26 protein-coding genes are annotated in these 25,319 nt (G+C 42.6%); 13 read left to right on the top strand and 13 right to left on the bottom strand.

What is annotated here, in order from left to right; translation table 11 throughout:
- The 6 genes from COT81_02595 to recA all read left to right on the top strand — a co-directional run.
- On the top strand, nt 1-590 hold a 590-nt coding region (locus COT81_02595; GenBank protein ID PIS05203.1), incomplete at its 5' end, for a hypothetical protein.
- Nucleotides 565-837 (top strand): hypothetical protein, encoded by a 273-nt coding sequence (locus COT81_02590; GenBank protein PIS05202.1) that lies wholly within the window; start codon nt 565-567, stop codon nt 835-837. The genes COT81_02595 and COT81_02590, both read left to right, overlap by 26 nt.
- A gap of 100 nt (nt 838-937) precedes the next feature.
- Nucleotides 938-2,443: a hypothetical protein gene (locus tag COT81_02585; protein PIS05201.1), complete on the top strand. Its 1,506-nt coding sequence runs from the start codon at nt 938-940 to the stop codon at nt 2,441-2,443.
- A 366-nt stretch (nt 2,444-2,809) separates the two neighbouring features.
- Complete coding sequence (locus COT81_02580) at nt 2,810-5,146, top strand: cell division protein FtsK (protein ID PIS05200.1); 2,337 nt, start codon at nt 2,810-2,812, stop codon at nt 5,144-5,146.
- A gap of 268 nt (nt 5,147-5,414) precedes the next feature.
- The gene (locus tag COT81_02575) at nt 5,415-6,110 is read left to right on the top strand and encodes a hypothetical protein (protein PIS05199.1); all 696 of its coding nucleotides are present in this window, start codon (nt 5,415-5,417) and stop codon (nt 6,108-6,110) included.
- A 48-nt stretch (nt 6,111-6,158) separates the two neighbouring features.
- Complete coding sequence (recA, locus tag COT81_02570; GenBank protein ID PIS05206.1) at nt 6,159-7,199, top strand: recombinase RecA; 1,041 nt, start codon at nt 6,159-6,161, stop codon at nt 7,197-7,199.
- Nucleotides 7,200-7,243: 44 nt separating this feature from the next.
- On the opposite strand, the gene COT81_02565 is transcribed toward recA, so the two are convergent.
- From COT81_02565 to COT81_02540, 6 genes are all read right to left on the bottom strand, one after another.
- Nucleotides 7,244-7,768, bottom strand: coding sequence for a hypothetical protein (locus tag COT81_02565; protein ID PIS05198.1), 525 nt, complete (start codon nt 7,766-7,768; stop codon nt 7,244-7,246).
- Between the two features lie 3 nt (nt 7,769-7,771).
- Nucleotides 7,772-8,338, bottom strand: a complete 567-nt coding sequence (gene efp, locus COT81_02560; GenBank protein ID PIS05197.1) for an elongation factor P — start codon at nt 8,336-8,338, stop codon at nt 7,772-7,774.
- A gap of 249 nt (nt 8,339-8,587) precedes the next feature.
- Nucleotides 8,588-8,821 carry a 30S ribosomal protein S18 gene (gene rpsR, locus COT81_02555; protein ID PIS05196.1) on the bottom strand — a complete coding sequence of 78 codons (234 nt, stop codon included), beginning with the start codon at nt 8,819-8,821 and terminating at the stop codon, nt 8,588-8,590.
- Nucleotides 8,822-8,910: 89 nt separating this feature from the next.
- Nucleotides 8,911-9,372, bottom strand: coding sequence for a single-stranded DNA-binding protein (locus COT81_02550; GenBank protein ID PIS05195.1), 462 nt, complete (start codon nt 9,370-9,372; stop codon nt 8,911-8,913).
- 55 nt (nt 9,373-9,427) lie between these two features.
- On the bottom strand, nt 9,428-9,862 hold the full coding sequence (rpsF, locus tag COT81_02545; protein PIS05194.1) for a 30S ribosomal protein S6: 435 nt from the start codon (nt 9,860-9,862) through the stop codon (nt 9,428-9,430).
- 402 nt (nt 9,863-10,264) lie between these two features.
- Nucleotides 10,265-10,480 carry a hypothetical protein gene (locus tag COT81_02540; protein ID PIS05193.1) on the bottom strand — a complete coding sequence of 72 codons (216 nt, stop codon included), beginning with the start codon at nt 10,478-10,480 and terminating at the stop codon, nt 10,265-10,267.
- Between the two features lie 24 nt (nt 10,481-10,504).
- Here COT81_02540 and COT81_02535 point away from each other — a divergent pair, with 24 nt between their 5' ends.
- Nucleotides 10,505-11,659: a hypothetical protein gene (locus COT81_02535; GenBank protein PIS05192.1), complete on the top strand. Its 1,155-nt coding sequence runs from the start codon at nt 10,505-10,507 to the stop codon at nt 11,657-11,659.
- Here COT81_02535 and COT81_02530 read toward each other — a convergent pair.
- The 5 genes from COT81_02530 to COT81_02510 all read right to left on the bottom strand — a co-directional run bounded on the left by COT81_02530 (nt 11,652) and on the right by COT81_02510 (nt 17,179).
- Nucleotides 11,652-12,122 carry a hypothetical protein gene (locus tag COT81_02530; GenBank protein ID PIS05191.1) on the bottom strand — a complete coding sequence of 157 codons (471 nt, stop codon included), beginning with the start codon at nt 12,120-12,122 and terminating at the stop codon, nt 11,652-11,654. The two genes, COT81_02535 and COT81_02530, sit on opposite strands and share 8 nt — an antisense overlap.
- Nucleotides 12,123-12,142: 20 nt before the next feature.
- The gene (locus tag COT81_02525; GenBank protein PIS05190.1) at nt 12,143-13,192 is read right to left on the bottom strand and encodes a redox-regulated ATPase YchF; all 1,050 of its coding nucleotides are present in this window, start codon (nt 13,190-13,192) and stop codon (nt 12,143-12,145) included.
- 3 nt (nt 13,193-13,195) lie between these two features.
- Nucleotides 13,196-13,828 (bottom strand): hypothetical protein, encoded by a 633-nt coding sequence (locus COT81_02520; GenBank protein PIS05189.1) that lies wholly within the window; start codon nt 13,826-13,828, stop codon nt 13,196-13,198.
- A gap of 1 nt (nt 13,829) precedes the next feature.
- The gene (locus COT81_02515; GenBank protein PIS05188.1) at nt 13,830-15,125 is read right to left on the bottom strand and encodes a serine hydroxymethyltransferase; all 1,296 of its coding nucleotides are present in this window, start codon (nt 15,123-15,125) and stop codon (nt 13,830-13,832) included.
- A 431-nt stretch (nt 15,126-15,556) separates the two neighbouring features.
- Nucleotides 15,557-17,179 (bottom strand): tRNA uridine(34) 5-carboxymethylaminomethyl modification radical SAM/GNAT enzyme Elp3, encoded by a 1,623-nt coding sequence (locus tag COT81_02510; GenBank protein PIS05187.1) that lies wholly within the window; start codon nt 17,177-17,179, stop codon nt 15,557-15,559.
- Between COT81_02510 and COT81_02505 the strand changes: the two genes are divergently transcribed.
- From COT81_02505 to COT81_02485, 5 genes are read left to right on the top strand one after another with little or no spacing between them, the layout of a single operon-like run.
- Complete coding sequence (locus COT81_02505; GenBank protein ID PIS05186.1) at nt 17,178-17,885, top strand: hypothetical protein; 708 nt, start codon at nt 17,178-17,180, stop codon at nt 17,883-17,885. The genes COT81_02510 and COT81_02505 overlap by 2 nt on opposite strands.
- Nucleotides 17,886-17,918: 33 nt before the next feature.
- Nucleotides 17,919-19,091: a hypothetical protein gene (locus COT81_02500; protein PIS05185.1), complete on the top strand. Its 1,173-nt coding sequence runs from the start codon at nt 17,919-17,921 to the stop codon at nt 19,089-19,091.
- Nucleotides 19,092-20,426, top strand: a complete 1,335-nt coding sequence (gene manB, locus COT81_02495; protein ID PIS05184.1) for a phosphomannomutase/phosphoglucomutase — start codon at nt 19,092-19,094, stop codon at nt 20,424-20,426.
- A 1-nt stretch (nt 20,427) separates the two neighbouring features.
- The gene (locus tag COT81_02490; protein ID PIS05183.1) at nt 20,428-21,234 is read left to right on the top strand and encodes a glutamate racemase; all 807 of its coding nucleotides are present in this window, start codon (nt 20,428-20,430) and stop codon (nt 21,232-21,234) included.
- Nucleotide 21,235: 1 nt separating this feature from the next.
- Nucleotides 21,236-21,823: an NADPH-dependent FMN reductase gene (locus COT81_02485; GenBank protein ID PIS05182.1), complete on the top strand. Its 588-nt coding sequence runs from the start codon at nt 21,236-21,238 to the stop codon at nt 21,821-21,823.
- A 545-nt stretch (nt 21,824-22,368) separates the two neighbouring features.
- Here the strand turns inward: COT81_02485 and COT81_02480 are convergent.
- The gene (locus COT81_02480) at nt 22,369-24,012 is read right to left on the bottom strand and encodes a thymidylate synthase (GenBank protein PIS05205.1); all 1,644 of its coding nucleotides are present in this window, start codon (nt 24,010-24,012) and stop codon (nt 22,369-22,371) included.
- Between the two features lie 104 nt (nt 24,013-24,116).
- On the opposite strand from COT81_02480, the gene COT81_02475 reads away from it, so the two are divergent.
- On the top strand, nt 24,117-24,329 hold the full coding sequence (locus tag COT81_02475) for a hypothetical protein (GenBank protein PIS05181.1): 213 nt from the start codon (nt 24,117-24,119) through the stop codon (nt 24,327-24,329).
- A gap of 196 nt (nt 24,330-24,525) precedes the next feature.
- On the opposite strand, the gene COT81_02470 is transcribed toward COT81_02475, so the two are convergent.
- Complete coding sequence (locus tag COT81_02470) at nt 24,526-25,227, bottom strand: DNA alkylation repair protein (GenBank protein PIS05180.1); 702 nt, start codon at nt 25,225-25,227, stop codon at nt 24,526-24,528.
- Nucleotides 25,228-25,319: the final 92 nt, after the last annotated feature.

Below are 25,319 nucleotides of genomic sequence, written 5' to 3'. Positions count from 1 at the left end.
TTAAAGTTATTGAAAAAACCATTAATGGATTTCGGGTCGTCATTAATGAAACGCAAGATGAGGATGTTGGCTTTGATTGGATCGCCCTAGCTAATAACTCAGACACTAATAGCTCTAACTCTTACGCCATTGAAGAGTGGCGTATCTCTCAATTTAACACTGCCCAGGGCCAAGAGACTGAACTTTGGGTTATCGTTTCTGGCGATAATACTAATGATCTTAAATACGCCTGGTCAGATAACGGCGCGGGCGGGCAGTTTTCCGGCAACATTAAATCAGGCTTAGTTTTTTACTCTAACCCCCACACTCAAGAGGTGGAAATTGAAGTCAGAGTGTATGACGACGCCTCAGATTTAATTGCGACCACCACCGTTTCAGTGATTGGCACTTCAGCAGATGTAGCCCAAGGAGATGAACCTGTCCCTACACCAGAGGATGAAAACTCAACCACTACCGAAGAACTAGCCCAAGACGAACCTGCGCCGACTCCCACAGATGACACCATAGTGGTTGAAGCTAACCCCCCTGCCACCACTACTAGCGAGGTGGAGATTGGGAGCCTCAATGAGGAAGGAGGATCAGATGGCTAATTTTAAGACCAATAAAAAATTGTTAAAGATTGGTCAATTATCCAAATTGGTTGGAGTTTTACCTTCCACCATTAATTTTTATACCAAGGAAGGTTTATTGCAAGAAGCGGCGCGCTCTCAAGGCGGATATCGCATGTATGAAGAAAGCTATGCCGTACAGATGATTAAAAAGATAAGTAAATTGCAAGAAGTGAGGCGTTTAACGATAGAAGAGATTAAAGACTTAAACAAAAAAGGTCGCTTATGAAGATACTAAAATATCATCCCCATCCTGATTTGGGTTCCCAGGATAAGGCGAGGGATTCTCGTCCGCATGCGGATGATATGGTTTGTTCTGAGCATTTCATATGAAAAAGTTATTGTTAATTTTAATCATTTTAGGCTTGGCGGTTTATTTTTTATTGCCAGACAAGCCGGAACCAGTTGAGGCTGTCAGCGCAACGATAAAGATTGGTGATAATACCGGTGATGATTTTACCGGAAAATGGAATGACGCCATGATTGCCGGCATGAACGCATTTGGTACTAATCTAACAATCAGGAATTATGGCATTCATACATTATTACAAATTCAAAAAGATGGTCTTAATATTAGCAGTAACGATGCTAATCAATTGATTCGGATTGACGTTTCAGACATTCCCAGTAATGCCATAGTAACCAACGCCACGTTATATTTAGAGCATGATCACAGCAGCGATTCATCTTTGCATAGTTCAACCGAAAGCATTCCGGTACATGAAATTTTATCTGGCAATGATGCCTGGTGGCCGGAAGGTGCCGGTGATGGCACGGCCACAGCTAATGCTAATGAACCCACGTGGAGCCATAAGGAATATAATACCGTTGCCTGGGGCGGCAGTGCCGGTATGGCCACCGCCGGAACTGATTATAATTCAACCCCTATTGGGACATTACCGGTCGCCACAACAGACACCACCATTACATTGGATTTGACCGACGAAGTGCAAGGTTGGGTTTTAGATCCAAGCACAAATTATGGCATTATTATGCGGTTTGATTCATTGACCTCTAATACTTCAGTTCAATTTCATTCAAGCGAAGGCACTGATGGTAGCCGCCCTTATTTAGAAGTAGATTATTATATTCCGGGAGTAAGGAAGGTAATAATTAAGGGGCCCGGAGGAGGTACTGGCGAGGTTGTGACAAGCACGTTCGGCGACAACACCAGTGATGATTATGTTGGCCGCTGGGACGATACCAGGCTTGATAGCTATAACGGTTTTTTTTCATTCGCTCGCGCCTACAACTTTGGTGCGAGCACATCGTTTGCTGTCGGTAACGGCATTGGAGCGCAATATACCGTAATGCGTATTGATACTTCCGACATCCCGACCGGCGCTACAGTCATGGGGGCCACACTGTATCTTTATAATATCTTAGACGCAGCTGACACTGTGGCCTTGTATGAGATTTTAAGCGGCAATGATAATTGGTGGCCGGAAGGAAATAGCGATGCTACTATTGCCGCAGATGGCGAACCGTCATGTAACTATAAAGAATCCGCAACTATAGCTTGGGCCGGAAGCGTGTGCCTTTTGACGGCGGATACTGATTATAATTCAACGGCAGTTGACAGTGTAAGTATTTCTGATACGGGTGTCCAACGTTATATTAGCTTTGATATAACTTCGGCGGCACAAAAATGGGTTGATAATCCAAGCGTAAACTATGGCTTGTTATTTAGAAGCGTGAGCAACCCTGCTAATTTTCAAAATAATTGGGCCTCAAGCGAAGGCACTGACGGCCAACGTCCTTATTTAGAGGTTACTTATACTGTCCCGGCCGCTTTTAGAATTAATGGGCAGACCATTAAAATTAAAGGCAGTTGATTTAAGTAATACAAATAGTCTATTAACTAATTAATGTATTTATATGGAGTACGCAAATAAATCCACAATTAATTGGGAGTTGGACAGAACCGATTGCGTAATTCATGGCTGGCAATGCGGCAATGAAGCTGAAAGGTCGCCCTATCTTTGGCGCGATGCCCGCGACGAACTTAGTTTTTCGTTATGGAACTTTGAATTGTATTTAAAAGAATAATTATGACTCGGTTCAAACACTCAGTTGATAACCCCTGTATGATCGGTTGGAAAGTGCCACAATCAAAAGCATTGGCAGGGGGCAAATGGTGGCTAATTTTAGCTATTTTATCGCCTGTTATAATAGGTGTCTTTATGATATAATTTAGTCTTATGAGGTTTGGTAAACCAAAGCGTCGGCGAAAGCTAGGGTATGATGAAATCGGAGGATTATCAACAGAAGCCAAAAATGGAATTTTGGCTATCGTTTTTTTTGTACTCGGGATTGTGGCGCTGTTAAGTTTTCTTGGGGTGGCTGGCGTGGCAGGCGAAAAGTTAGATTTTATTTTGAGTATTGGTTTTGGGGCGGTCCGTTGGTATATCTTTATTGTTTTTATGGCCTTGGGCTATCTAATGCTCCGGCCCGATGAGCATAATTTAAGAATCGTCCATGTTGTTGGCTTGCTGCTTTTGGTCGGCAGTTTTTCAAGTTTTATTCATTTAGTATGGCATAGCGACGGTTTAGTCACTGCCGCCAAATTCGGATACGGCGGCGGATATTTCGGGCTAGTGTTGTCGTGGCCACTACTAACTTTCACTGGATTTTTAGTGAGTCTAGTCGTGTTAGTCGCCTTATTTTTAATTGGGTTAATTTTATTTTTTGATACGTCGTTGGAAACATTATTGCGCCCAATTCATTCCGCTAGGCTATTAATTGATAAAGTGAGCGGTAAAATTTCCGATCAGCAATACGAAAAAGCTAAGCGCTCAAAAGATATGCAGGCCGAGGAAGATTACGAAGACGATGAGGAAGAAGAATTTAGCGCCAAAGAAGTAGGCGAGGAAGACGAAGAAGAGGCAGAGCCAGAGGACGATGAGGAAGACGAAGACGAAGAAGAGGCTGCGCTCGGAGATACCATTGACCAGGATAGCCACACTATTCAATACACTGGAGCTGAAGTTGAATTACCGTTGGACTTGTTAAGTAAAAACGGCAGTAAGCCGACTTCAGGGGATATTAAGGGCAATCAAATTATTATTAAGCGCACGCTCCAACATTTTCACATTAATGTAGATATGGGAGAGGTGAACGTTGGTCCGACCGTGACTCAATATACCTTAAAGCCGGCTGAAGGTGTCAAGCTTTCAAAAATTGTGTCTTTAAATAATGATTTAGCCTTGGCCTTAGCCGCTCATCCAATTAGAATTGAAGCGCCGATCCCCGGCAAATCGTTGGTCGGTATTGAAGTGCCAAACGTCAGTGCCGCGACCGTTAGCTTGCGTGAACTTTTGGAAAGCCCTGAATATAAAGCACGCAAAAGCAGTCTTACCATTGCCCTTGGGAAAAACGTTAAAGGCCAATCTTTTGTGGCAGATTTAACGACCATGCCGCATTTGTTAATCGCCGGCGCTACTGGCTCTGGTAAAAGTGTAGCCATTAATACATTAATTTTAAGCTTGCTATATCAAAATAGCCCGGTGGATTTACGATTTATTATGGTGGATCCTAAACGAGTTGAGCTGCCGTTGTATAACGGTATCCCTCATTTGCTGACGCCGGTTATAACTGATGTTAAAAAGACTATTAATGCGCTTAAATGGACAATTGCTGAGATGGAGCGGCGTTTTGAATTGTTGTCCAAGTCAGGCAGCCGAAATATTTTAACTTATAACAAAAAGGCCCACGATAAACTGCCAGTTATTGTATTTATTATTGACGAGTTAGCTGATTTGATGAGCACTTCAGGAGCTGAAGTTGAAGCCGGCATTATCCGCTTAGCCCAAATGGCCAGAGCCGTTGGTATTCATTTGGTTCTTGCCACCCAGCGGCCGTCTGTTGATGTAATTACTGGCCTTATGAAAGCTAATATACCGGCCCGAGTTGCTTTTTCAGTCGCTTCTTTAATTGATTCTCGCACTATCCTTGATTTGCCAGGCGCTGAAAAATTAATGGGCCGGGGCGACATGTTGTTTTTAACCGCTGAATTGGGTAAGCCAATCAGGCTGCAGGGCGCTTTTGCCACCGAAGAAGAAGTAAAAAAAGTGGTCCGCTACCTTAAAGATAAGTCTAATGCTGAATACATCGATGGGATTACAGAAAAACAAACCGGGGTTGAGATTGGCAGCGGGGTGGACGATGAAGGCGGTGAAGATGAGCTTTTGGGAGATGCTAAACAAATTATTATTCAAGCCGGCAAGGCCTCAGCTTCGCTTCTGCAGCGGCGGTTGAGGGTGGGTTATGCTCGCGCGGCTCGGATTTTAGATATTTTAGAGCAGCAAGGTTTTATTGGCCCGGCTGATGGCGCTAAACCTCGTGAAATTTTAGATCCGACCGTGGCCGAAGAAGAGTATGATGAGCAAAAACATGGTGACCTAGAAGTTGAAGATGAGGATGAGAGCGATTACGAAGAAGGTGAAGATGAGCCAGAGGAGGAAAAGACGGAAGACAGTGAAGATGAAGAAGTCGAAGGCGAAGACGAGGGTGATTACAAAGAAGAGGAGGAAAAATAGCAAATAGCGAATGGCAGATAGTTAATTAAGGAAATGAAAATTACGATAAGTAAGCTAAATTTGAAAGAAGTATTAAAATAGAGTGTCCCCTCTCCCTGGGACGTCAGACGTCCCCTGCGGGAGAGGGTCAGGGTGAGGTTACGAATTTAGAAGATTGGATATTTATAAGTAATGATTGTGATTCCTTACCTCACCCTAGCCCTCTCCGTCATCGGAGAGGGAACCTAAAAGGTATAGGCCTATCCTAAAATAATTTTGTTACTACTACATGAAGAATATGACAAGTTTTCTTGTACGAAAAATTAAATCAGAGCGTACAGTTGGCGAGACTTTAAAATCTAAGCGCCAAGAGTTAGGCTTGGATTTGCAAGAAGTATCTAAAGATACAAAAATATCGTTTAACTATTTATTGGCTTTAGAAAGCGGCAGTTACGAAAAAATGCCTGGGTTAGTGTACGCTAAAAATTTTTTACGAGTTTACGCACAAGCTTTGGAATTACCGGTGAAAAAATTAGAGCATTTATTTTTGGAAGAGACGAATGCCAGAAAGCAAGTTAAAATTGCCAATGTTAAACATTATAAGCCCGTGATGAAGGCTTCGCGCTGGCATTTTTTAGCCACGCCCAAGCTAGTTAGAAATAGTATCATTACCTTGGCGTTTCTGGCGGTTGTGGTTTATGTCGGGTTTAGGGTTCAAGCGATAATTAGTCCTCCAACATTAAATATTATCAGTCCGGCCGAAGACCTTGTTATTAATAGCCAGGTAACGACCCTGATGGGCCAAACTGACCCCGAGGTCACAATTGCCATCAACGGTAAAACTATTGTGACAAATGCGGACGGCAGCTTTGCAGAAGAGCTAGATTTGCATAATGGCACTAATATCATTAAAATAACTGCACATAAAAAACACGGCAAAGAGCAAACCATTTATCGGCGTATTGTCGTGAGCGAAAATAATTAATAAATAAGGAAATTTATGGCCCGAAAAGCTAAAACCGGCGCAGCAACAATGGGGGGAGGCGTAAACCAAGCCGTTGAGCAAATCAAGCAACGGTTTGGCGATGGCGCGATTATGAAATTAGGGGAAGCGAAAACAATGAAGGTGGATGTGATTCCGACCGGAAGTTTATCGCTGGACATTGCCCTTGGCGCTGGCGGCGTACCACGCGGACGGATTATAGAAATATATGGTCCGGAAGCATCGGGTAAAACAACATTAGCCCAACACATTGTGACTGAGGTACAAAAATTGGGCGGTACAGCGGCATTTGTTGATGCCGAACACGCCCTTGACCCAGAATACGCGAAAAAGATCGGTGTGAACGTGAATGAATTATTAATCTCCCAGCCAGACAATGGCGAACAGGCGCTAGATATTGTGGAGACTCTGGTTCGCTCCAACGCGGTGGATGTGATTGTAGTGGATTCGGTGGCCGCGCTTACTCCTAAGGCTGAATTAGAAGGGGAGATGGGGCAATCACACATGGCGTTACAGGCGCGTTTGATGAGTCAGGCATTACGCAAGTTGACCGGCATTATCTCTAAATCCAAAACCGTGGTTATATTCATTAACCAAACCCGGCAAAAAATAGGCGTTTTTTTCGGCAATCCGGAAACTACGACTGGGGGGAACGCACTTAAATTCTACGCGTCGGTAAGGATTGAAGTTCGCCGCTCGGCGCAGATTAAACAAGGCGATTCTATTATTGGCAATCGCGTTAAAGTAAAAATTGTAAAAAATAAAATTTCCGCGCCGTTTAAAACGACTGAATTTGACATCATGTATAACCAGGGCATTGATAGGTCTGGCGATGTCTTAGACGCAGGTACGCACTACGGGACTATCTCCAAGTCCGGCAATTCGTATAGTTATGGCGAAGCGAAGCTTGGCGTCGGCCGCGAAAACGCGAAGAAAGGCTTAGCTGAAGATACTAAAATGATGAATGAAATTACTAAAAAAGTTTGGGAAGTAGTCCGCCAAGGCGTACCGCCGGACGAAGAAGAGTCAAAAGCCGGCGGCCCGGAGCCGGAAAAAGAAGAACAAAAATAAAATGAATAATCAAAGAACCCCGCTATAGAGCGGGGTTCTTTGATTTACAGAGAAAATTCTATACCTTCTCCCGGAACGTTCAGTAGTAATGTATGGGTACCATCGCCGTTAGGATAAAATTTTATTGTATCGACAGGAGGATCAAAAACTATATCATGCTTTGGCGGCAATATTACGCCATACATATAAAGCGCATCAATAATATCCTGGGCAGTTATTAAAGTGTCGGCATTTAAAATCAATCTGGATATTTGAGTAATTTCATGTTGGTCTATTAGTTTAATCAATTTACTTTTTGAGGCATCGTCTAGCCTTGCTTGAATTTCACCAATATTAACATCCCCCCCAACGGCTACGTTGCTGTTAGTTATATCACCAGCATTTAACCGATTGGTAGTATTTGTTTCGTTCTTTATGCTATCTTCATAATAATCTTGTGATTGTTCATTATTGTCGCCATTAATTTTCAGGTTCTGCTTATTTGATGTAAAAAAAAATCCAATGACGGTAGCAAGAAAAACTAATACGCCCACAATAAGATTGCCTGTGCTTATAGTCTTATTTTTCATTTATTATACCCGCTCGACGTATTCTCCAGTTTCAGTGTTGATTTTGATAGTATCGCCAGTTTTGATAAAGAGGGGGACTTGCACTGTTGCGCCGGTTTCTAATTCCGCAGTTTTTGTTACTCGGCCCTGCGCCGTGTCGCCCTTAACACCTTCCGGTGCCGAAGTTACCTTGAGATTAATTTTAGCCGGCAAAGAAATGCTAACTGGCTTATCTTCAAAATTTAATACGTCAATTTGATTGCCTTCTTTTAGAAAGTCTTTTTTATCGCCAATCACATCAGCGTCAAGCGAGAACTGTTCGTAGCTTGTTTCATCCATAAAGTTAAAGCCAGAATCATCGGCATATAAAAAATTAGCTTTGGTACGGCTTAAATTTGCCTCCTCAACTGTTTCCCCGGCTTTGAAATTATACTCTACAACTTTGCCCGAGATTAAATTCTTAAGCTTAGTTTGCATAACCGGTTTGCGTTGTTGCATTCGAACAAATTTAGCTTCCACCACAATATAAGGTTCGCCCTGATAAAGGACGTTAGTGCCTTGCTTGATGTCATTTAGTGTGTTTATTGACATAATTTTTTATTTCCCCCTGTCAAGGGGGACTTAGGTGGTTATTCTCTCTTTAATAAAGGGAGTACTCCGCCATAGCGGCGGAGGGAGGGATTTTTAATACTTGTCTAAATCCTCCGCCACGACGTAGCGTCGGGGTACCTCCTTTAGAAAAGGAGGAATTAACCCTTCCTCTCCACCCTTAATAGGGGAGGCACTTGGTTTTCAACTCCTAACCTCACCCCTACCCTCTCCCGCCGGGAGAGGGAGTTTTTACCGTGAAGTGAAAGGTAATAACGCCATGCTTCGCGCGCGTTTGATGGCAGTGGCCAATTTACGTTGATGCCAAGCACATACCCCGCTTCTTTTACGCGGTACAATTTTGGCATAAGAAGAGATAAAACGCCTCAAAACGTTTGTATTTTTATAGTCAATTTCCTTGAAGTCATTAACGCAAAAGAAACAGTAACGGTCTTTGGCTAATGGCCCTTTGTGCTTTTTTTTCATTGAATAGTATTAATTCCCCGAGCCTGCCTGCCGGCAGGCAGGCGAAGTCTCCGCCAGAGGCGGATCAGCCTTTGGCAGAGAGGGGTTAGTTAAAACGGGATATCTTCTACATTAATCTCATCATCCCCGCCTTTTTTACCCTTGTCAGTATCTGATTTGCCTGTCGGTACATCTTCAGTAATAATTGGTGTGCTTGGCCCGCTTGGTGCTCCGCCACCGCTGCCTTTTGATCCAAGCATAATCATATTATCCATTATCACTTCTGTGCGGTAGCGCTTTACGCCGTCTTGTCCTTCCCAATCACGAGTTTGCAATCGACCTTCAATATAGACTTGCTTGCCCTTGTTTAAATACTGGCTGCAAATATCAGCTAATTTACCCCAAGCAACAATGTTGTGAAATTCTGTTTTTTCTTGTTTTTGTCCTTGTTGGTCGGTCCAGTTTCGGCTAGTAGCGACAGAAAACGAACAAACTGATTGGCCCGAAGGCGTTGAGCGAGCTTCGGGGTCTCGCGTTAATCGGCCGATGAGCATGACTTTATTTAGATCCATAAAATTGTTCTTACTATTTAAGCAGCGCCGCTTCAAAACGTTTGCCGCCCCCTAATTATAACATGTTGTCTTCTAATATTTCATCAAGCTTTTTATCAATGTCAATTGATTTTGTTTTTTTCTCTGAAGCATGATCTTTGGTTGGAATTTCTTTAACCAGTTTTGGCGCGTCTGGTACGCGCTCTCGGCTAACATGAGCCGGCCCTGAGACGATTTCCTTTTTAACAATTAAATGTCGCAATACGTCGTTATATAATTTTAAATTTGTATCTAGCTTTTTCATATCTGTTGGCTCAGCATCAAATTCTACAATTTCATAATAACCTTGGGCCATGTGTTTGATTGGATAAGCTAGCTTTTTTTTGCCCAGGGCGGTTTCGGCTGTCACCTTGCCGCTTTGTTTTACCAAGTCAGAAACTTTTGACCTGACCGGGTCAATTTCATTTTCGGCAAAAGTGCCGGGGATGATATAAAGTAATTCGTAATGCATAATTTTTATTAGTGTATAGTTCCCCTGTTTCCGCCAGAGGTGGATCGCCCTCTGGGCGAAAGGGCAGGCAGAGGAGGCATTATAAAAATCCGGTTGGCGCCGGACTTAAGATTGCAGAAAAAATAAACTTTTTTTATCCAATTTGACTTTAAAGTTTACCTTTTCCTATGGTCTTAAGCCACAGGACAGCTCGCCTCAAGCGAACGCATTGGGAAAGGATAGGAGTATCCTAGCAAATAAAGATTTTTATGTCAATGTCAGTTCATTTTTGCCTCAAACTCTTCAAGGTTTTTCCTCCGCGGCTGACTGGATGACTCAAAAGCTACTTTGGCCTCATTTAATTGGCTATTAACTTCTTCCAGTTCTTGGTTGGAATTAGCACCGGCAATTTGATGCAAAAGATCATTTTTTAACCCCAGCAAATTGCTCCATTGCCGCTATCTCCGTATCTAAAATTTTCGCTGGTTTTCGACGGTTTAACCTCTCGGCTATTTCTTTCATTTCATTGGTAATTTGGGCAAATTGAGTAAAATTTTCTTCAACCAAAGCTTGAAGTTTTTCACGAGCCCCTTCTAGTTCATCATTTTGGCTTGGTTCAAATGATTCAGTTTCAGGCATAGTTTTGTATGTTATAATTTCATCATGGCGAAATATATCTTTATACTAGGTCGAAATCATGAACTTTGTAAAGCGGAAGTGTTTGCAGTTTGGCCAAGGCTTAAAAAGTTGTCATTTGAACCCCCGGTATTAATCGTGGAGGGGGAAATTAGCCCTAGGCAGGCGATTGAACGATTGGGCGGTACAATAAAAATTGCCCAAGCTTCGGATCAAGAATTTAGTGCGGAAAATATTGAGCAGATGATTTTGAACAATGCTGATAAATCTAAGAAAATATTTTTTGGCTTTAGCTGGTATGGCACAGAAGATAAAAAAATTGGCCTGGCTATAAAAAAACAACTAAAAGAAAAAGGTGTTAGTTCTCGGCTGGTAACGTCAAAGGAAAAACAATTGTCGTCAGTTATAGTTGAGAAAAATAAATTGCTCGCCAATGGTTCTGAAATTATAGTAGTATCAACCCCCTCTTTATCTCCCCCTTCAAAAGGGGGAGAACCCATCGGGTATTGGGGCCGCACTATCGCAGTGCAAGATTTTAAAGCGTTTAGCGAGCGTGATTATGGCCGGCCGAAACGAGATATGCTTTCTGGCTCAATGCCGCCGAAACTAGCTAAAATTATGATTAACCTGTCTCAAACCGCCCTAAATGCCAACATCTTAGATCCTTTTTGCGGATCGGGGACTATGTTACAAGAGGCAATTTTAATGGGCTATCAAAATGTAGTTGGTAGCGATATCTCTGAAAAAGCAATTAAAGATACGGAAAACAATTTAGCTTGGCTAAAAGATAAATACAAAATTAAAGCCAGCCTCAAGCTTTTTAATTCCCCGGCTGAAGCTATTTCTACCTTTGTTAACAAAAATTCAGTTGACGCTATAATTTCTGAGCCTTATTTAGGTAAACCAAAAAAAGGTAACGAATCTACGGATAGCTTAAGTAAAGAAATGGCCGAGCTGGAGCAGCTTTATTTGAACGCCTTTGATGAATTTAAAAAAGTTTTAAAAAAAGGGGGTCGGGTTGTAATTATATTTCCAATTTTCAAGCATAAAAATCGCGAGGTAAAAATGAATATCATGCCAACCCTTCAAGGCGACGGATGGGTTAAACAAAACAAAACGCCGCTAGTTTATAGCCGCGTTGATCAAAAAGTGGTAAGGGAAATTAACGTCTTTACTATGTAGGGCAAAGTTTTTGGATGCTGGAAACAGCAAAGGGGTTGTTGAGGATAATATTAGCTGTATTTCCGTCTTCAACGATATCTAAAAATCCTTTTTCGTTTGCGGGGATGCTAGCTAGCCTAAAGGAGGCCGATGAAGTTTCAAAAATAAGTCCGGAAGGTGACACCACATGAGCATACGCACGTGAGGTGTCACCGGATATACTCATGCGATATTCGCAATTAACGTCAAAGGACGCATTGTCAGTTAAATTAACATCCTGCCAAGAAATCTCAAAATCTGTAGTCAATGTGTTCCAGTCGGCAGCGGTTAGTTGGTCGCCCGTCTGTTTATTGTAGTTGCCCTGTACCGCGCCGTAACCATATAAGGCAAAACTAATAATAAAAAGAACCGGCATTAAAATAAATAAAAGCCTGATTTTACGTTGCAGTTTCTTTATTTCATTATTTTGCTTATCCAGTTGCATATTTATATTATACACCTAATTTAATTAAATAGAAAATGGCATACATCGCCGTCCTTGACAATGTAATCTCTGCCTTCAGTTCTCAATTTGCCAGCTTCTCGGGCTTGAGGTTCTCCGCCCAAACTAACAAAGTCTTCCCAATTGATAATTTCAGCTCGGATAAATCCTCTTTCAAAATCCGTATGAATAGCCCCGGCCGCTTGGGGCGCCTTGGTGCCTTTAGTAATTGTCCAAGCGCGCGATTCTTCCGGTCCAGAAGTGAAAAAAGTGTCTAAATTTAAAATTTTATAAGCCGCGCTAATTAATCTATCTAGGCCGGTTTGTTTTAAGTTCATGGAATCTAGATATTCTTTTATCTCCGCATCGCTTAGCTCCGCAATTTCTGATTCGATTTTTGCCGAGACAGTGACGTAGCCATCATGCGCCTTTTCAATATCAGCTTCATCAACATTTAAAATATAAATAATTGGTTTGAGTGTTAGCAAATTATACTCTTTGAGTAAGTTTCGTTCTTCTGGATCAAGCTCAACTGAGTTAACAAATTGCTCATTATTTAATGCCTCTAAAGTTTTTTTAACAATGCTCAATTTCTTAGTGGCTTGTTTATCTTGCCCGCGCGCTTCTTTTTCTAATTTAACGCTAACTTTTTCCAAAGTTTGAATATCAGCTAAAATTAATTCAATGCCAATAGTTTTTTTATCGGCTTCAGGATCAATTTTTCCGCCCACGTGAGTGACATTTGCATCAGCAAAATTTCGGACCACTTCCGCAATCGCGTCAACATCGCGAATATGAGCCAAAAATTTGTTGCCTAAACCTTCTCCCTTGTGCGCACCGGCCACGAGTCCGGCAATATCCACAAATTCAATTGTGGTGGGGATAGTTTTTTTGGATTTAGAAACTTGAGATAATTTTTCCAATCGCACGTCGGGGACCGCGACAACTCCAACATTAGGCTCAATCGTACAAAAGGGAAAATTAGAAGCGTCAACTTGGACTTTAGTTAGCGCTTTGAACAGAGTTGATTTGCCAACGTTAGGCAGCCCGACAATGCCAATCGAGAAAGACATATTTTAGCCAATGTCCATATCCTCTAATTCAGCCTCATCAACGAATAGATTATTTTTGCCGGGTATGCGTATTTTTGGTTTCGGAGATTCAAGTTCATCCTTTTTTTGTGATTTTTGGGGCACGTCTGAAATACTGGAATAAGATTGCCGTTGGGCAGTTTTAAAATCAGGTTGTTTTCTATTTTGAGCTTGGGCTGAAGCCCGAGCCGCGCTTTTAAATTCAGTTTTGTGGCGCTCGGCAAGGGGATCAGAAACATCCGCAGCCCTTGTAGCCCCGCCTGATTCTTGGGCGATTTGCTCTTCAATTTTTACGTCTTGAGAAGTATCAGCCAAATCCGCCTTGGTCAATCTAGCGGCATTTTTTGATTGCCTGACCGTTGAGCTAATGTCATGTAGGCCGTATTTTCTTAACCCTCGCTCCACTGTTGGCGAAAGCTCTCCGGCCGCCCTTTTGGCTTCTAGTTTTTTTAAGCCGGCCTTAATTTTATGTTCTGAAGGTGGTCGGTATGAACTATGTTTAAGTTCGGGAATTTCATCACCGAGCGCCTTAATAAAAGATTGAGTAGGCATGCCGCTGCCTTTGCTTATCCGCTTAATGGCTTGGCCGTAGGTTGTTGATAGGCTAGGCTTTGGCATTTTAATATTTTAGCTTAGGGTACAGCGGGTATTTATCACACAGCTCGGTGATTGATTTTTTGACATCGCCTCTAACGCTTTCACTTTTATGATTTTTGATAATTTTTGCAATGCCGTCGGCAATCACAACCATGTCATCTTCAATTAGTCCTCGGGTAGTAATGGCTGGAGTTCCAATGCGAATACCGGAAGGCTTAAACGGGCTTGCCGGCTCATAGGGGACAGTATTTTTATTCGTAAAAATTCCGACCACATCAAGAGCGTCTTGGATGTCTTTACCTTGCCCGGTTAAATCTGACTTGGTTAAATCAATGACCATTAAGTGATTGTCAGTTCCATTGCTGGTTAAAGCAATGTCTCGGCTCATCAGTTCTTCTGATAAACGCTTAGCGTTTTTAACGATTTGTTGCGCGTAATTTTTAAACGACGGTTTTAGCGCTTCTTTAAACGCGACCGCTTTAGCTGTAGTGATGTGATCATGGGGGCCGCCTTGCATGCCCGGGAAAACGTGAAAATCAATTAACTGGGCTAAATTTTTCTTTTCGTCCGGACGGAGCTTATCATGATATTTGTCTTCAAGTTTAGACATAATTATCGCGCCACGCGGTCCGCGCAATGTTTTGTGGGTAGTTGTGGTTACGACATCGCAATGCGGCACTGGGCTTTGATGGACACTGCCAGCTATCAATCCCGCAATGTGTGAAATATCGGCAAAGTGGTAAGCCCCAACCTCATCGGCAATTTTTTGAAAGGCTTTAAAATCAATTTCCCGCGGATAGGCAGTTAGTCCCGATAAAATCATTTTGGGCCTGATTCGCTTGGCCTGCTCGCGAATCTCATCCATGTCTAAATATCCGGTGTCTGGTCTGACATTATAAGGTTCGCATTTAAATAAGCGGCCGGAAAAATTTACTGCGGAACCATGGGTTAGGTGCCCGCCAGCATTGAGGTCTAACCCCATGAACGTATCGCCGGGATTCATGAGTGCAAAAAAGACCGCCATGTTGGCCGGGGAACCGCTGTAGGGTTGGACATTAACGTGTTCAGCGCCGAAAAGTTGTTTGGCGCGTTCAATTGCCAAGTTTTCAACTTCATCAACATGTTCATTACCGCCATAATAACGCTTACCTGGATAACCTTCAGAATACTTGTTCGTCATAATTGTGCCCATCGCTTCCATCACTGCCCGGGAGACGAAATTTTCAGAAGGTATTAATTCCACACCACCCCTGATTCGCTCCAATTCACGATTAAGTATATCAACGACCTCCTGATCTTGATTTTTGAGATATTCCATGGTTTTAGATTACTTTTATAATAAATTCATTTTAGCACACCGCTTTCATATCGCGAAGAAGTTAATCGGTCGTTCCCTCTCCGAATCGGAGAGAAGGTATATGGCCCGTTATTGCTTATACTACTTTTCCGTAAGTATATCGGCCATTAAATAGTACTTATGTTCTTTGACCATATAGGTTCCGTAAAACTTTTCCTCATGGGCACTAGGGGAGTTGTTTAATTTGTCATTTCGACCGAGCCATAGGCGAGTGGAGAAATCTCATACGTAGGGTTATATATGTGTGAGATCTTTCGGCTCCGCTAACGCTTCGCTCAAGATGACATTTAGTAACTCCCCCTGTACCAGAGCGGAGCTCGGTACAGAACTGTCCTGCACTGTGTTTCGCTTTAGCGCAGGTTCTGTCCCCTCTTAAAATAAGAGGGGACATGCTACTTGCCAGTTGCTAATAGCCTCTTGCTCATATACGTGCCGTCCAGGCGGTACCCTAGCTTGCGGTAATATTCGCGCACTCCGGCAGCGGCAATCACAGCCACTTTTGCAATAGAAGATTTTTTAGCCTTAATACGCTTACGATTTTCTTGTCCAGCGATGTATTCAGCTTCGGCCATTAATTTTTTGCCAAGGCCAGTGTGCTGGATCATGCCTGACTCGCCCAATTTTACGTGCGGGCCGTAAGTGTGAATTTCTCTAATCAGCGCCGCGTTGCGTAATTCTTGCAGATGGTGGTCTTTGGATTCGTCGTTAATTCGTAGCCTGACGTAGGCGTACAATATAGCGTTGTCTTGGCTTGCGAAGCTGATAAAGTATTCAGTACCGCCTGACGCCCGGTACTTTTTAACTCTTAGTTTAATGGGTTGCCCAAGCGATTTTTTATTTTCTGATTGATGCCCGACTTCCCGACAACGGATGCATTGGCATGCCTTGCTTTCTTTTTTCAATTCATAGCTAATCAATTGTCTTAAGTTGGTTATTTTGTTTCCGCCTTCAATTGATTCAGCCGGGATGTCGCGAATTAATCTCACAATTCTGACATATTCAGGAGTAAGTAACTTCGCTTTTTTCAACACTGTTTTTAACTTAGCGTCGGAATAAGGCGTGTAGTCTCCGCGCTTCATCCAGTCATATAGTTCTGCAGTTTTAACTACCGCGGTTGGATAAATTTTTACCAAATCTGGTTGAAATTTTTCTTTGCCGTACAAATCTTTGTACATTTGCAAATCAATCGCGGGGGTGCTTCCGGGCAGTTGCGGCATAGTATGGTAACAAATTTTAAACCCAGCTTCTTTTAATAGTTTTGTGGCTTGAACAATTTCTTTCACACCGTGGCCACGGCGAGATAATTTTAAAATGTCATCGCGTGGATTTTGAATGCCAATTTCTACTCGCGTGCAACCGAGTTTACGTAGCTGTTTAATTTCAGCTTCATCAATCCAATCCGGCCGGGTTTCCAACGTCAGCCCGACGCAGCGGTGCGAAGCTTTTTCATTTAACTTTTGGGCTTGTAGTAAGGTTGTGCTAGTTTTACCATTTAATGCGTCCAGCAATCTTTTGACGTACCATGCTTGATAACGTTTGGGATGTGCCGACCAGGTGCCCCCAATCACAATCAGTTCGATTTTGTCAGTCGCGTGGCCGTGCCGACTAAGCGCTTTCAGTCGAGTTTTAACTTGGCGGTATGGATCCCATTGATTCATCAGCGCGCGCATCACCGCCGGCTCATTAGATAAATAACTTTTGGGCATGCGGTCTTCGGTCGGGCAAAACACGCACGTGTGCGGACAGCCCATTGGTTTAGTGAGGCAGGTAATTACGGCTACTCCGGACATGCTTCGCACCGAGCGTTTCTGTAAGTGCTTTTCTAAGCCTTTGCTTGGTTTAATTTTTTTTGACTTGACCAGTTGACGATAAGCTTGTAAAAGTTCAGAATTAAGTGGCGAGGGTTCTTGGTAGCTACCGGCGTAACGTTTAACTAAGGTATTAAAATTCTCCCGATTTTTAATTCGGGTTTTAGACAAATTGGTTATGATATTTTTTAATTGAGCTTGGTTCATGAAAAAAAGTGTAGTCAAAAATATTTTACAGCAAAATAAGTTAGCTTACGAGCAGGTAAGTGATTTTTTTAATGATTCACGCCGGTTCGCTTGGCCAGAATTTAGTGATTTTATTGAATTTGTGCCGACTGGCGCAAAGATTTTAGATTTGGGATGCGGCAACGGGCGCTTACTAGATGCTTTAACCGATACGAAGGTGAATTACACCGGGCTTGATATTAGCGAACCAATTATCCAAGCGGCGAAAAAGCGCTACCCCAAAGCTAAGTTCATAGTCGGCGATATAACAAATTTTTCACTTCCGAAAAAATATGATGTGATTTTTTTGATTGCCTCGTTGCATCACATACCGTCGCCTGAACTGCGCTTAAAAGTGATCCAAAATGCATATCATCATTTATCAGGCGGGGGTTACATTATAATGACAAATTGGAATTTACGTCAAGGTAAGTATCGACGGTTGTATTTTGCTTCTTTGCTCAAAAAGCTACTTGGGCAAAGTGAGCTTGATTGGCGCGGGGTTTGGGTGCCTTTTTCAGCGCACGGCGATGTAGTGAATAGATACTACTACGGTTTTAGCAAGTCATCGGTGAAACGATTATTGCATTTAGCTGGCTTTACGGTAGTGCAAAATTACTATGTTAGAAAAGGGCAAAAAGTTGGTGTCTGGCAGGGCTGGAACATTGTCACCGTGGCCAAAAAGTGATAAAATATATCCGTTTAATACTAATAAAATAATATGCATTTTTTCAACCGCAAAATTTTTTTAAGTCTCGCGGCAATTTCATTTTTAGTTGTTCCTTTAGCCGCCTTGGCCTTTAATTTTGAAACTGGGCCAAGCGTGTATGTTGGCGAAGAAGATATAGTTGACGGTAATTTAATTGCCACTGGAAATTCAATTGAAATTCATGGCACGATAGTCGGCGATGTGTTTGCGGCCGGGGCTTTTGTTTTAGTTACCGGCGATGTGGAAGGCGATGTGTTTGCGGCCGGGCAGACTGTAAAAATTACCGGTGATGTTGGCGGCAGTGTCAGGGTCGCCGGCAGCGCCGTGGAAGTTGGCGGCAATGTAGCGCATAATGTAAACGCGGCCGGCGGTTCAGTTACGATCGCCAAAGACGCATCGGTTGGTTGGGATGTATATGCCGGGGCTGGCAGTTTAGACATCCGCGGACCAGTTGGCGGTAACGTGGCGGCCGGAGTCGGAAATTTAGTGGTGGCAAGCGTTATTGAAAAAGATGTTAAAGTTGGTCTAGACGACCAAGGTCAAATGATTGTCAATCCCGAAGGTGAAATTAATGGTAATGTAACCTATTACAGCAATAAAGAAGATCAGCTGTTAGTGCGGGAAGGCGGAAGTATTGCCGGAGAAGTTTCCTATCAATTGCCGAAACACAAAAAGGATATACCGGTTAATCCGCGCAAACTTGCCGCGGGCTACTTTTTCCTAAAACTCATATCATTATTTAGCTTGATTTTAGTTGGTTTGGTTTTTGTGGCCTTAGCGCCAAAGGCAGTGACCCAAATTCATCAAGCCATGATAGAAAAGCCATTAACTAAAGTTGGTTGGGGTTTAGTTTACGCGATTGTAACACCATTTGTGATTATACTTTTAGCTTTAACCGTTATTGGCATTCCCTTAGCATTGATTTTGATTCCGATTTACGTCATTGCTTTATGGTTCAGTAAGGTTTTCGCTGGCATTAGTTTGGGTTTGCTTTTCATGCAATCAGTGGTTAAGAAAAATAAGCCTTCGGGTGGGCTCATTTTGCCAATGATTATTGGCATGATAATTTTTATTGTTCTAACTTTCTTGCCCTTGATTGGTGGATTGATAAAAATAGCTTTGATTTTGTGGGCTTTGGGCGGCGTGATGGCCTTTAAGCGCGTAGTTTTGGAGCAATACCGATAAATGAAAAATATTGATACCTCAATCTTTCGCTCTTATGACATTCGGGGCGTCTACCCCGACCAATTAACTGAACAAATTGCCTACACCGCTGGGCAAGGAATTGTCCGGATGGTTAAAGGCAAAAAAATTGCGGTCGGCGGTGATATGCGCGTTTCCACGCCGCAATTGAAAGAAGCATACATCAACGGTATTTTAGACATGGGCTGTGACGTGGATGATTTAGGTTTGATTCCAACTGATTTTATTTACTTTGTCGCTGGTACCAAACAATATGACGCGGTCACAATTATTACCGCTTCGCATAACCCTAAAGAATACAACGGTATCAAGTCAGTCAGGCAAGGCAATAAAGCGATTTATGGCAAAGATTACCTGCCGTTTATGAAAGGCGTACTAGAAAAAAAACCTAAACGCGGTAAATTAAATTCAGTTAATTATTACGATGAATACATCAAACACATATTAAGTTTTGTAGATATTAGCAAATTAAAACCCTTAAAAGTAGTGGTGGATGCCGGCAACGGCACGGCGGGAAAAGTTATGCCAATGTTGGCTAAACATTTGCCGTTTGAATTTGTTGAAGTGGATTATGAACTGGATGGCAATTTTCCAAACCGCCCGTCCAACCCGTATGCTCCAGGTGCTTATAAAAAAGCGAGTAAAATAGTGCGTCAAGAAAAAGCTGCCTGCGGCGTGATGTTTGATGGTGATTCAGACAGAACTTTTTTTATTGATGAAAAGGGCGGTTTTATGCAAGGCGATATATCGTTTATTTTAATGGCTAAAGCGTTGCTGCAAGAGCAACCCGGCGCCGGAATTGTGTATAACGCGGTCTGTTCACGTTCAGTGCCAGAGTGCATAGAAAAATTTGGCGGCAAGGCGTTCCGTAGCAAAGTCGGTTACATTAATTTGCAGCAAGCAATGTTGGAACATGACGCCATTGCCTCCGGAGAATTATCTGCTCACTACGCTTTTAAGGATAATTTTTATGGCGATGGCGGATTTATTTCTATGCTATTATTTTTACAAATCTTATCTCAAAGTGATAAACCGCTATCTAAGCTCCGAGCTGAATATGAAAGATATTACAAAGAGCCGGAAACTAATTTTGAAATTAAAGATGCTCAAAGTCTAATTGAAAAGTTGAAACAAGAATATAGCGACGGCGAACAAGATGAACTAGACGGGTTAACTGTGAATTATCAAAATTGGTGGTTTAATGTCCGCCCGTCAGGCACTGAGCCGTTGGTTCGGGTTACAGTTGAAGCTCCAAATAAGAGAGAGTGGAAAAAACACATCAAAAAATTAATCAAGATTGTTAAAGCGTCTAAATAACATGATTGGTATTTTTGATTCTGGCATCGGCGGACTAACTGTGCTTAAAGCCATTCAACATAAACTACCTCAATATCAGTTAATGTATCTTGGTGACACAGCGCGCTTACCTTACGGCAACCGATCACAAGAGGCAATTTACAAATTTACCACTCAGGCGCTAGGCTTTTTATTTCAACAAGGTTGCGGGTTGGTAATTGTTGCTTGCAACACCGCGTCAGCTGAAGCACTACGAAAAATTCAACGCGAGTGGTTATTAAAACATTATCCGGACCGCAAAGTTTTGGGCGTAATTATTCCATTAGCTGAGAAAGCCGCCGAGCTCTCTCGTTTTGGCCGAGTTGGCGTAGTGGGAACACGCGCTACGATTAAATCAGATACCTATTTAAAAGAGTTGCGGAAATTAGAACCAGACATTGAAGTTTATGCTGTCGCCACACCGATATTAGTGCCATTGGTTGAGGAGGGTATGATAAATCGGCCGGAAACAAGTAAAATTATTAGAAATTATGTTCGTGAGTTAAAAAACAAAAAAGTTGATACGTTAATTTTGGGTTGCACTCATTACCCGTTGCTTTATCAGCAGTTTAAAAAAATAATGGGCAAAAGCTGTAATGTTTTAGATGCGCCAAGAATTATAGCGGACTCTTTAGCTGATTACTTAGTTCGCCACCCTGATATTGAATCTAAATTAACTAAGGGCGGGAACCATAAGTATTTTGTGACTGATGTCACCGACACGTTTGAGGCTAATGCCGTAAAATGGTTAGGGCATAAAATTGTGCTTGAAAAAGTAACATTACAATAATATGGAAGATAAAAAATTGTTTATTCCGGTTTTATTGGGGACTATAAGAAAGGGTAGAGAAAGCGAAAAGGTGGCTAAGTATTTAGTTAAGCGCGCAAAAGCGAGAGCTGACACGACACCAAAACTTTTTGATCCGCGCAAGTTTAAGTTTCCAACTAATGACTACGGCGAGGCCGTCAAGGGTAAATTTCCTGAATATCGCAAAGCTATCCTAAAAGCTGATGGCGTAATTATCGTGGCACCTGAATATAACCACGGCTATCCTGGCCCGCTAAAATCTATGCTTGATACGTTGCTGCGTGAATATATTCACCGTCCGGTGGCTTTTTGCGGTGTGTCCTCCGGCGGCTTTGGCGGCGTTAGGGTGATTGAGAATTTATTGCCGATAGTACGAGAGCTGGGAATGCAGGCAACCTTTACCGATTTAAACGTTTCTCACGTTCAAGATGTATTTAATAGTAAAGGCATACCAAAGGACAAAGCCGTTTTTGATAAGCGCATTGATAGAATGTTAGATGAACTTATTTGGATGGCAAAAACGTTACGCTGGGGGCGGGAAAACGTGCCAAGTCAATACCACAAAAAATAAAATCATCCCCCTCTTAAATTAAGGGGGAGATTTCCTTATTTATAATTATCAAATGAATTGTCATTACGAGGACCCCTGCCCCGTATCGTGGTACGGGATAAACTCCGGCAGGGGGACGTGGTAATCTCAGCTTGAGATCCTTCGGCTTCAGCCAGTCAAATTGGCCTACGCTCAGGATGACGCTAACGCGTCAGATTGCGACGCTTCACTACGTTTCGCTCGCAATGACCTATTATTATGTCTAAACGAGCAATTATAGTCCATTGTTGGGATGGATATCCTGAATACTGTTGGTATCCTTGGGTGAAAACTAAGTTAGAAGCGAAGGGTTTCCCAGCGCATGCTCTGGCGTAGGCCGAGGTCATATTTATAAACCCCCCCGCACCTCCCCTTCTAGTATAACCGCCTTCAGCGGTCAAAGCCACGTCAGACGTGGCAAAGGGGAGGACTATTATTTTACCAACCTGGCAGTAGAGTTGGAGGCACCATTTTATCGAGTGAGAATTTACGGAATTCGCTATGTGGTAGTAGCCATTCGCCGCCCGTTAATTTCCGTACTTCTCCTTAACCGTTTCTAGTTTTTTATCAATTTTTTTCTCAGCGCCAAGCCGTTCTAATTCATCTTTTTCGCTCATATCAACAAATTGAATTCCTTCCGCTAATAGTGGATGTATTTTTTTTATGGCTAAGTACATATCTTGAGCAATTTTGCGATATGTTGGGTGTCCTTGCGGGACGGAGCGAAGTTCAAGCAAGTGATACGCTTCACGCAAATTCATCTTCATCCGCCAGCGAATCAAATAGCCCATCGGCACTAAGTATTGTGCGCTGTGGGGAAATTGCGGTGCAATTTTTTGGTACAAATCATGCGCCTGGCTCATGATTTTTTTATATTCGTCAACTGTGCCAGCTTCAATAATTTCTGGCGGGGTGATAAATCCATGGGCGGTGGTGTATGGTTGCCGTTCTTGAGTTAACATGCGATGGCGATGAATATCACGAAAAGCGTTGATGTCGGCGACCACCTCAAAAGTATAAAAAGTCTCTTCAAAGGCGCGGCCCGGGCGATGAAAGCGATTTTGGCGAGCGCCTGAATACGCATTTAGCAGCTCTGTTTTTTCTTCACCCGATAATTTTTTGGCAATTTCGTGTGCTTTAGCTAAACTCACTTCTTTATTGGCAAAAATAATGTCAGCCGCAATTTTATTTTCCGCATCTTGGTCATAATCCACCAATGTTACTTGGGGTTCGTTTTGGGTGTTAGTAACCGATACAAATTTTTCCGCTAATTCTTTGACTTTGGCCCGGGTATCACGCAAATATTTTTGGGTTGCTTGGCCGCGTTCGTTATTAGCTCGTTTAACAAAAGAGGGGATGAGCTTGTTTAGTTCTTTATTCATAACTTCGGCAATATCGCACACTTCCTGAAAGTCGCTCGCAAACATTTTGAGCAGCAAATATTCAAACGCGCGGCCGTTGCCAAAAAAACCCATGTTGGTTACAGTGCCAACCGGTAGGAGCGGCCGCAAGCTGTCGCACACTTTGGCCTTAACCGTGGATTTATAAGCGCGGTCAGTGGTTTCGGGGTCTTGTGGAAATTTGGCTTTTATCATTTTACGCATCGGTTTGCGCCATTCGCTATACGTTTCAAAAAGTAAATTCAAATAGTCCTCATAGTCTTTGGCAAATTCTGATTGCATGATATCTGCCGGCCGGTAAAATTTATACTTGCCGTTAACTTTCTCGTCGTAATACACATAGCGGGTGGATTTTTCTAAGGGATCTAGGCCAATGCGCGAATCTTCCATAAACTTTGTCGCGACATGGGTAACATTTTCAATCGCGATATGCGCTGAACCTAATTCGGCGACCGAATCATCACCATAGCCAACTAAGACACGGTCATAAAATTCTTCCGCTTTTTGAGTGGCGACCATTTGATCTTCACCTTGGGATTTTGCAAAGCCCACAATTTCAGAAAATCCCATTTCTGGTTCATTGATAAATTCATCTAACAATACGCGCCGCAAGGACTTATCAGTTCGGCTGTAGCGGGAGAAAAGCGCGCCTTTGACCACTTCCGGCAAATTGCGCAAACCAAAAATCGACCGGTCTAAATTTGTGCAAAACGGCCGCAAAACCTCTTTTTCTTCCGGGCTAAATTCATCTACAAAAAAGTCGTCTTTCATCCAAGCTATTATAACGCGCCAAAGCCACATATTCAAGTTGACTAAAAGAGTCTTTTATAGTTAAATGCCTAAAACCCGTTTAGATCAGAAGAGGAGGCAAATCGATGATAAAGGCGGTGTTGGAAGTGGGAAGCGTGGTCGTATTTCAGGGCGGCAGGCGCCTACGGGTGCGGCAGATTGAAAAGGGTGGCGGCGATGAAGTTTTCCTCCACTTTGAAACCCTGGACGGTCTCTATGCCAATGGCGACATGAAGCGCTGTAAGAAGCAGCGTAACGGAAAAATCAAGGTTCCAGGCGCCACTAGCGTCGAGTTTTAGCGGGGGCACACCTACAGACACGCGCATTCGCCACAGAGCTCCGCCAAGGTTATGACCAGTTTGACTGGTCTACGGCCGCGGCGGAGTTTTGCTTTTTACATTTGTCATTTCGACTAAGCGACAGAGGAGCGCATGAAGAAATCTCAGCCGTACTTATTTGGTAAGTGTGAGATCTCTCGGCACGCTCGAGATGACATTATTTATTCAAATAATATTTCCTTTTCTCTTCCGGGAATTTTTCGATTGAATAGCGGAGCATAGTCCGCGGCATTTTGGTGGCGTTTTGGTCTAAGAATTTAGTCAATACTTTTTCATCCATTTTACCAACTTCGCGCAACATCCAACCAACTGCTTTGTGCATTAAGTCGTGGCTGTCGTTAAGCAGCAGTTTTGCCAGTTTGAGCGTGTCGGTGTAATTTTTGTTGCGGATAAACGGAAAGGTCGCTAAAATAGCAATTCGTCGTTCCCACAAATTTTTAGATTTTGCTAATTTGTATAAAATTTTCCTTGGCTTGTTAATTAAGTAACCGCCAACAATATAAGGAGCGGAGCAGTCAACTAAATCCCAATTATTTACTCGTTTAGCATTTTTTAAATAAAAGTTAAAAATTTTTTTCTTTTTTGAATTTGTAGCTTTAGAAAAATTACCGACCAAAATAAAAAGCCCGGTTTGTCGGTGCTCATGGATTTGGCTATTTAACAATTTTTGAATTTCGCTCAGCTGTAAGCCGGTAAATTTTTTAGCTACTTTTCTTTGATTAGGAACAATGACGCCGATAAATTTGTCACCCTCGCCATATTCGCCCGGCCCGGTTTTGAAAAACCATTGGGCCGTTTTAGCCCCTTTGACGCTAGTGAATTTTTTGAGTTCTTTTTTTACTTGGGATGCTTTAGGCATGGGATGAAATTTATAAATAGTCCCTCTCCTGGCAGGAGAGGGTTGGGTGAGGAAGAAATTTTGTAGGGACAGGTTTCAAACCTGTCAGCATT

The sequence above is a fragment of the Candidatus Buchananbacteria bacterium CG10_big_fil_rev_8_21_14_0_10_42_9 genome, assembly GCA_002773845.1.
In the GTDB taxonomy this organism is placed as follows: domain Bacteria; phylum Patescibacteriota; class Patescibacteriia; order Buchananbacterales; family 21-14-0-10-42-9; genus 21-14-0-10-42-9.
The sequence above is the reverse complement of the archived record's forward strand: the minus strand, read 5'-3'. Positions and strand labels throughout refer to the sequence as shown.

What these genes read in the sequence shown, in the direction of transcription:
- COT81_02540 (PIS05193.1), bottom strand. Translation starts at nt 10,480, where the DNA reads ATGCCTGAAACTGAATCATTTGAACCAAGCCAAAATGATGAACTAGAA.
- COT81_02590 (PIS05202.1), top strand. Translation starts at nt 565, where the DNA reads ATGAGGAAGGAGGATCAGATGGCTAATTTTAAGACCAATAAAAAATTG.
- recA (PIS05206.1), top strand. Translation starts at nt 6,159, where the DNA reads ATGGGGGGAGGCGTAAACCAAGCCGTTGAGCAAATCAAGCAACGGTTT.
- COT81_02520 (PIS05189.1), bottom strand. Translation starts at nt 13,828, where the DNA reads ATGCCAAAGCCTAGCCTATCAACAACCTACGGCCAAGCCATTAAGCGG.
- COT81_02575 (PIS05199.1), top strand. Translation starts at nt 5,415, where the DNA reads ATGAAGAATATGACAAGTTTTCTTGTACGAAAAATTAAATCAGAGCGT.
- COT81_02485 (PIS05182.1), top strand. Translation starts at nt 21,236, where the DNA reads ATGGAAGATAAAAAATTGTTTATTCCGGTTTTATTGGGGACTATAAGA.
- COT81_02490 (PIS05183.1), top strand. Translation starts at nt 20,428, where the DNA reads ATGATTGGTATTTTTGATTCTGGCATCGGCGGACTAACTGTGCTTAAA.
- COT81_02480 (PIS05205.1), bottom strand. Translation starts at nt 24,012, where the DNA reads ATGAAAGACGACTTTTTTGTAGATGAATTTAGCCCGGAAGAAAAAGAG.
- COT81_02470 (PIS05180.1), bottom strand. Translation starts at nt 25,227, where the DNA reads ATGCCTAAAGCATCCCAAGTAAAAAAAGAACTCAAAAAATTCACTAGC.
- COT81_02525 (PIS05190.1), bottom strand. Translation starts at nt 13,192, where the DNA reads ATGTCTTTCTCGATTGGCATTGTCGGGCTGCCTAACGTTGGCAAATCA.
- COT81_02510 (PIS05187.1), bottom strand. Translation starts at nt 17,179, where the DNA reads ATGAACCAAGCTCAATTAAAAAATATCATAACCAATTTGTCTAAAACC.
- COT81_02585 (PIS05201.1), top strand. Translation starts at nt 938, where the DNA reads ATGAAAAAGTTATTGTTAATTTTAATCATTTTAGGCTTGGCGGTTTAT.
- COT81_02475 (PIS05181.1), top strand. Translation starts at nt 24,117, where the DNA reads ATGATAAAGGCGGTGTTGGAAGTGGGAAGCGTGGTCGTATTTCAGGGC.
- COT81_02565 (PIS05198.1), bottom strand. Translation starts at nt 7,768, where the DNA reads ATGAAAAATAAGACTATAAGCACAGGCAATCTTATTGTGGGCGTATTA.
- COT81_02500 (PIS05185.1), top strand. Translation starts at nt 17,919, where the DNA reads ATGCATTTTTTCAACCGCAAAATTTTTTTAAGTCTCGCGGCAATTTCA.
- manB (PIS05184.1), top strand. Translation starts at nt 19,092, where the DNA reads ATGAAAAATATTGATACCTCAATCTTTCGCTCTTATGACATTCGGGGC.
- rpsR (PIS05196.1), bottom strand. Translation starts at nt 8,821, where the DNA reads ATGAAAAAAAAGCACAAAGGGCCATTAGCCAAAGACCGTTACTGTTTC.
- COT81_02515 (PIS05188.1), bottom strand. Translation starts at nt 15,125, where the DNA reads ATGGAATATCTCAAAAATCAAGATCAGGAGGTCGTTGATATACTTAAT.
- COT81_02530 (PIS05191.1), bottom strand. Translation starts at nt 12,122, where the DNA reads ATGCAACTGGATAAGCAAAATAATGAAATAAAGAAACTGCAACGTAAA.
- rpsF (PIS05194.1), bottom strand. Translation starts at nt 9,862, where the DNA reads ATGCATTACGAATTACTTTATATCATCCCCGGCACTTTTGCCGAAAAT.
- COT81_02550 (PIS05195.1), bottom strand. Translation starts at nt 9,372, where the DNA reads ATGGATCTAAATAAAGTCATGCTCATCGGCCGATTAACGCGAGACCCC.
- efp (PIS05197.1), bottom strand. Translation starts at nt 8,338, where the DNA reads ATGTCAATAAACACACTAAATGACATCAAGCAAGGCACTAACGTCCTT.
- COT81_02535 (PIS05192.1), top strand. Translation starts at nt 10,505, where the DNA reads ATGGCGAAATATATCTTTATACTAGGTCGAAATCATGAACTTTGTAAA.
- COT81_02505 (PIS05186.1), top strand. Translation starts at nt 17,178, where the DNA reads ATGAAAAAAAGTGTAGTCAAAAATATTTTACAGCAAAATAAGTTAGCT.
- COT81_02580 (PIS05200.1), top strand. Translation starts at nt 2,810, where the DNA reads ATGAGGTTTGGTAAACCAAAGCGTCGGCGAAAGCTAGGGTATGATGAA.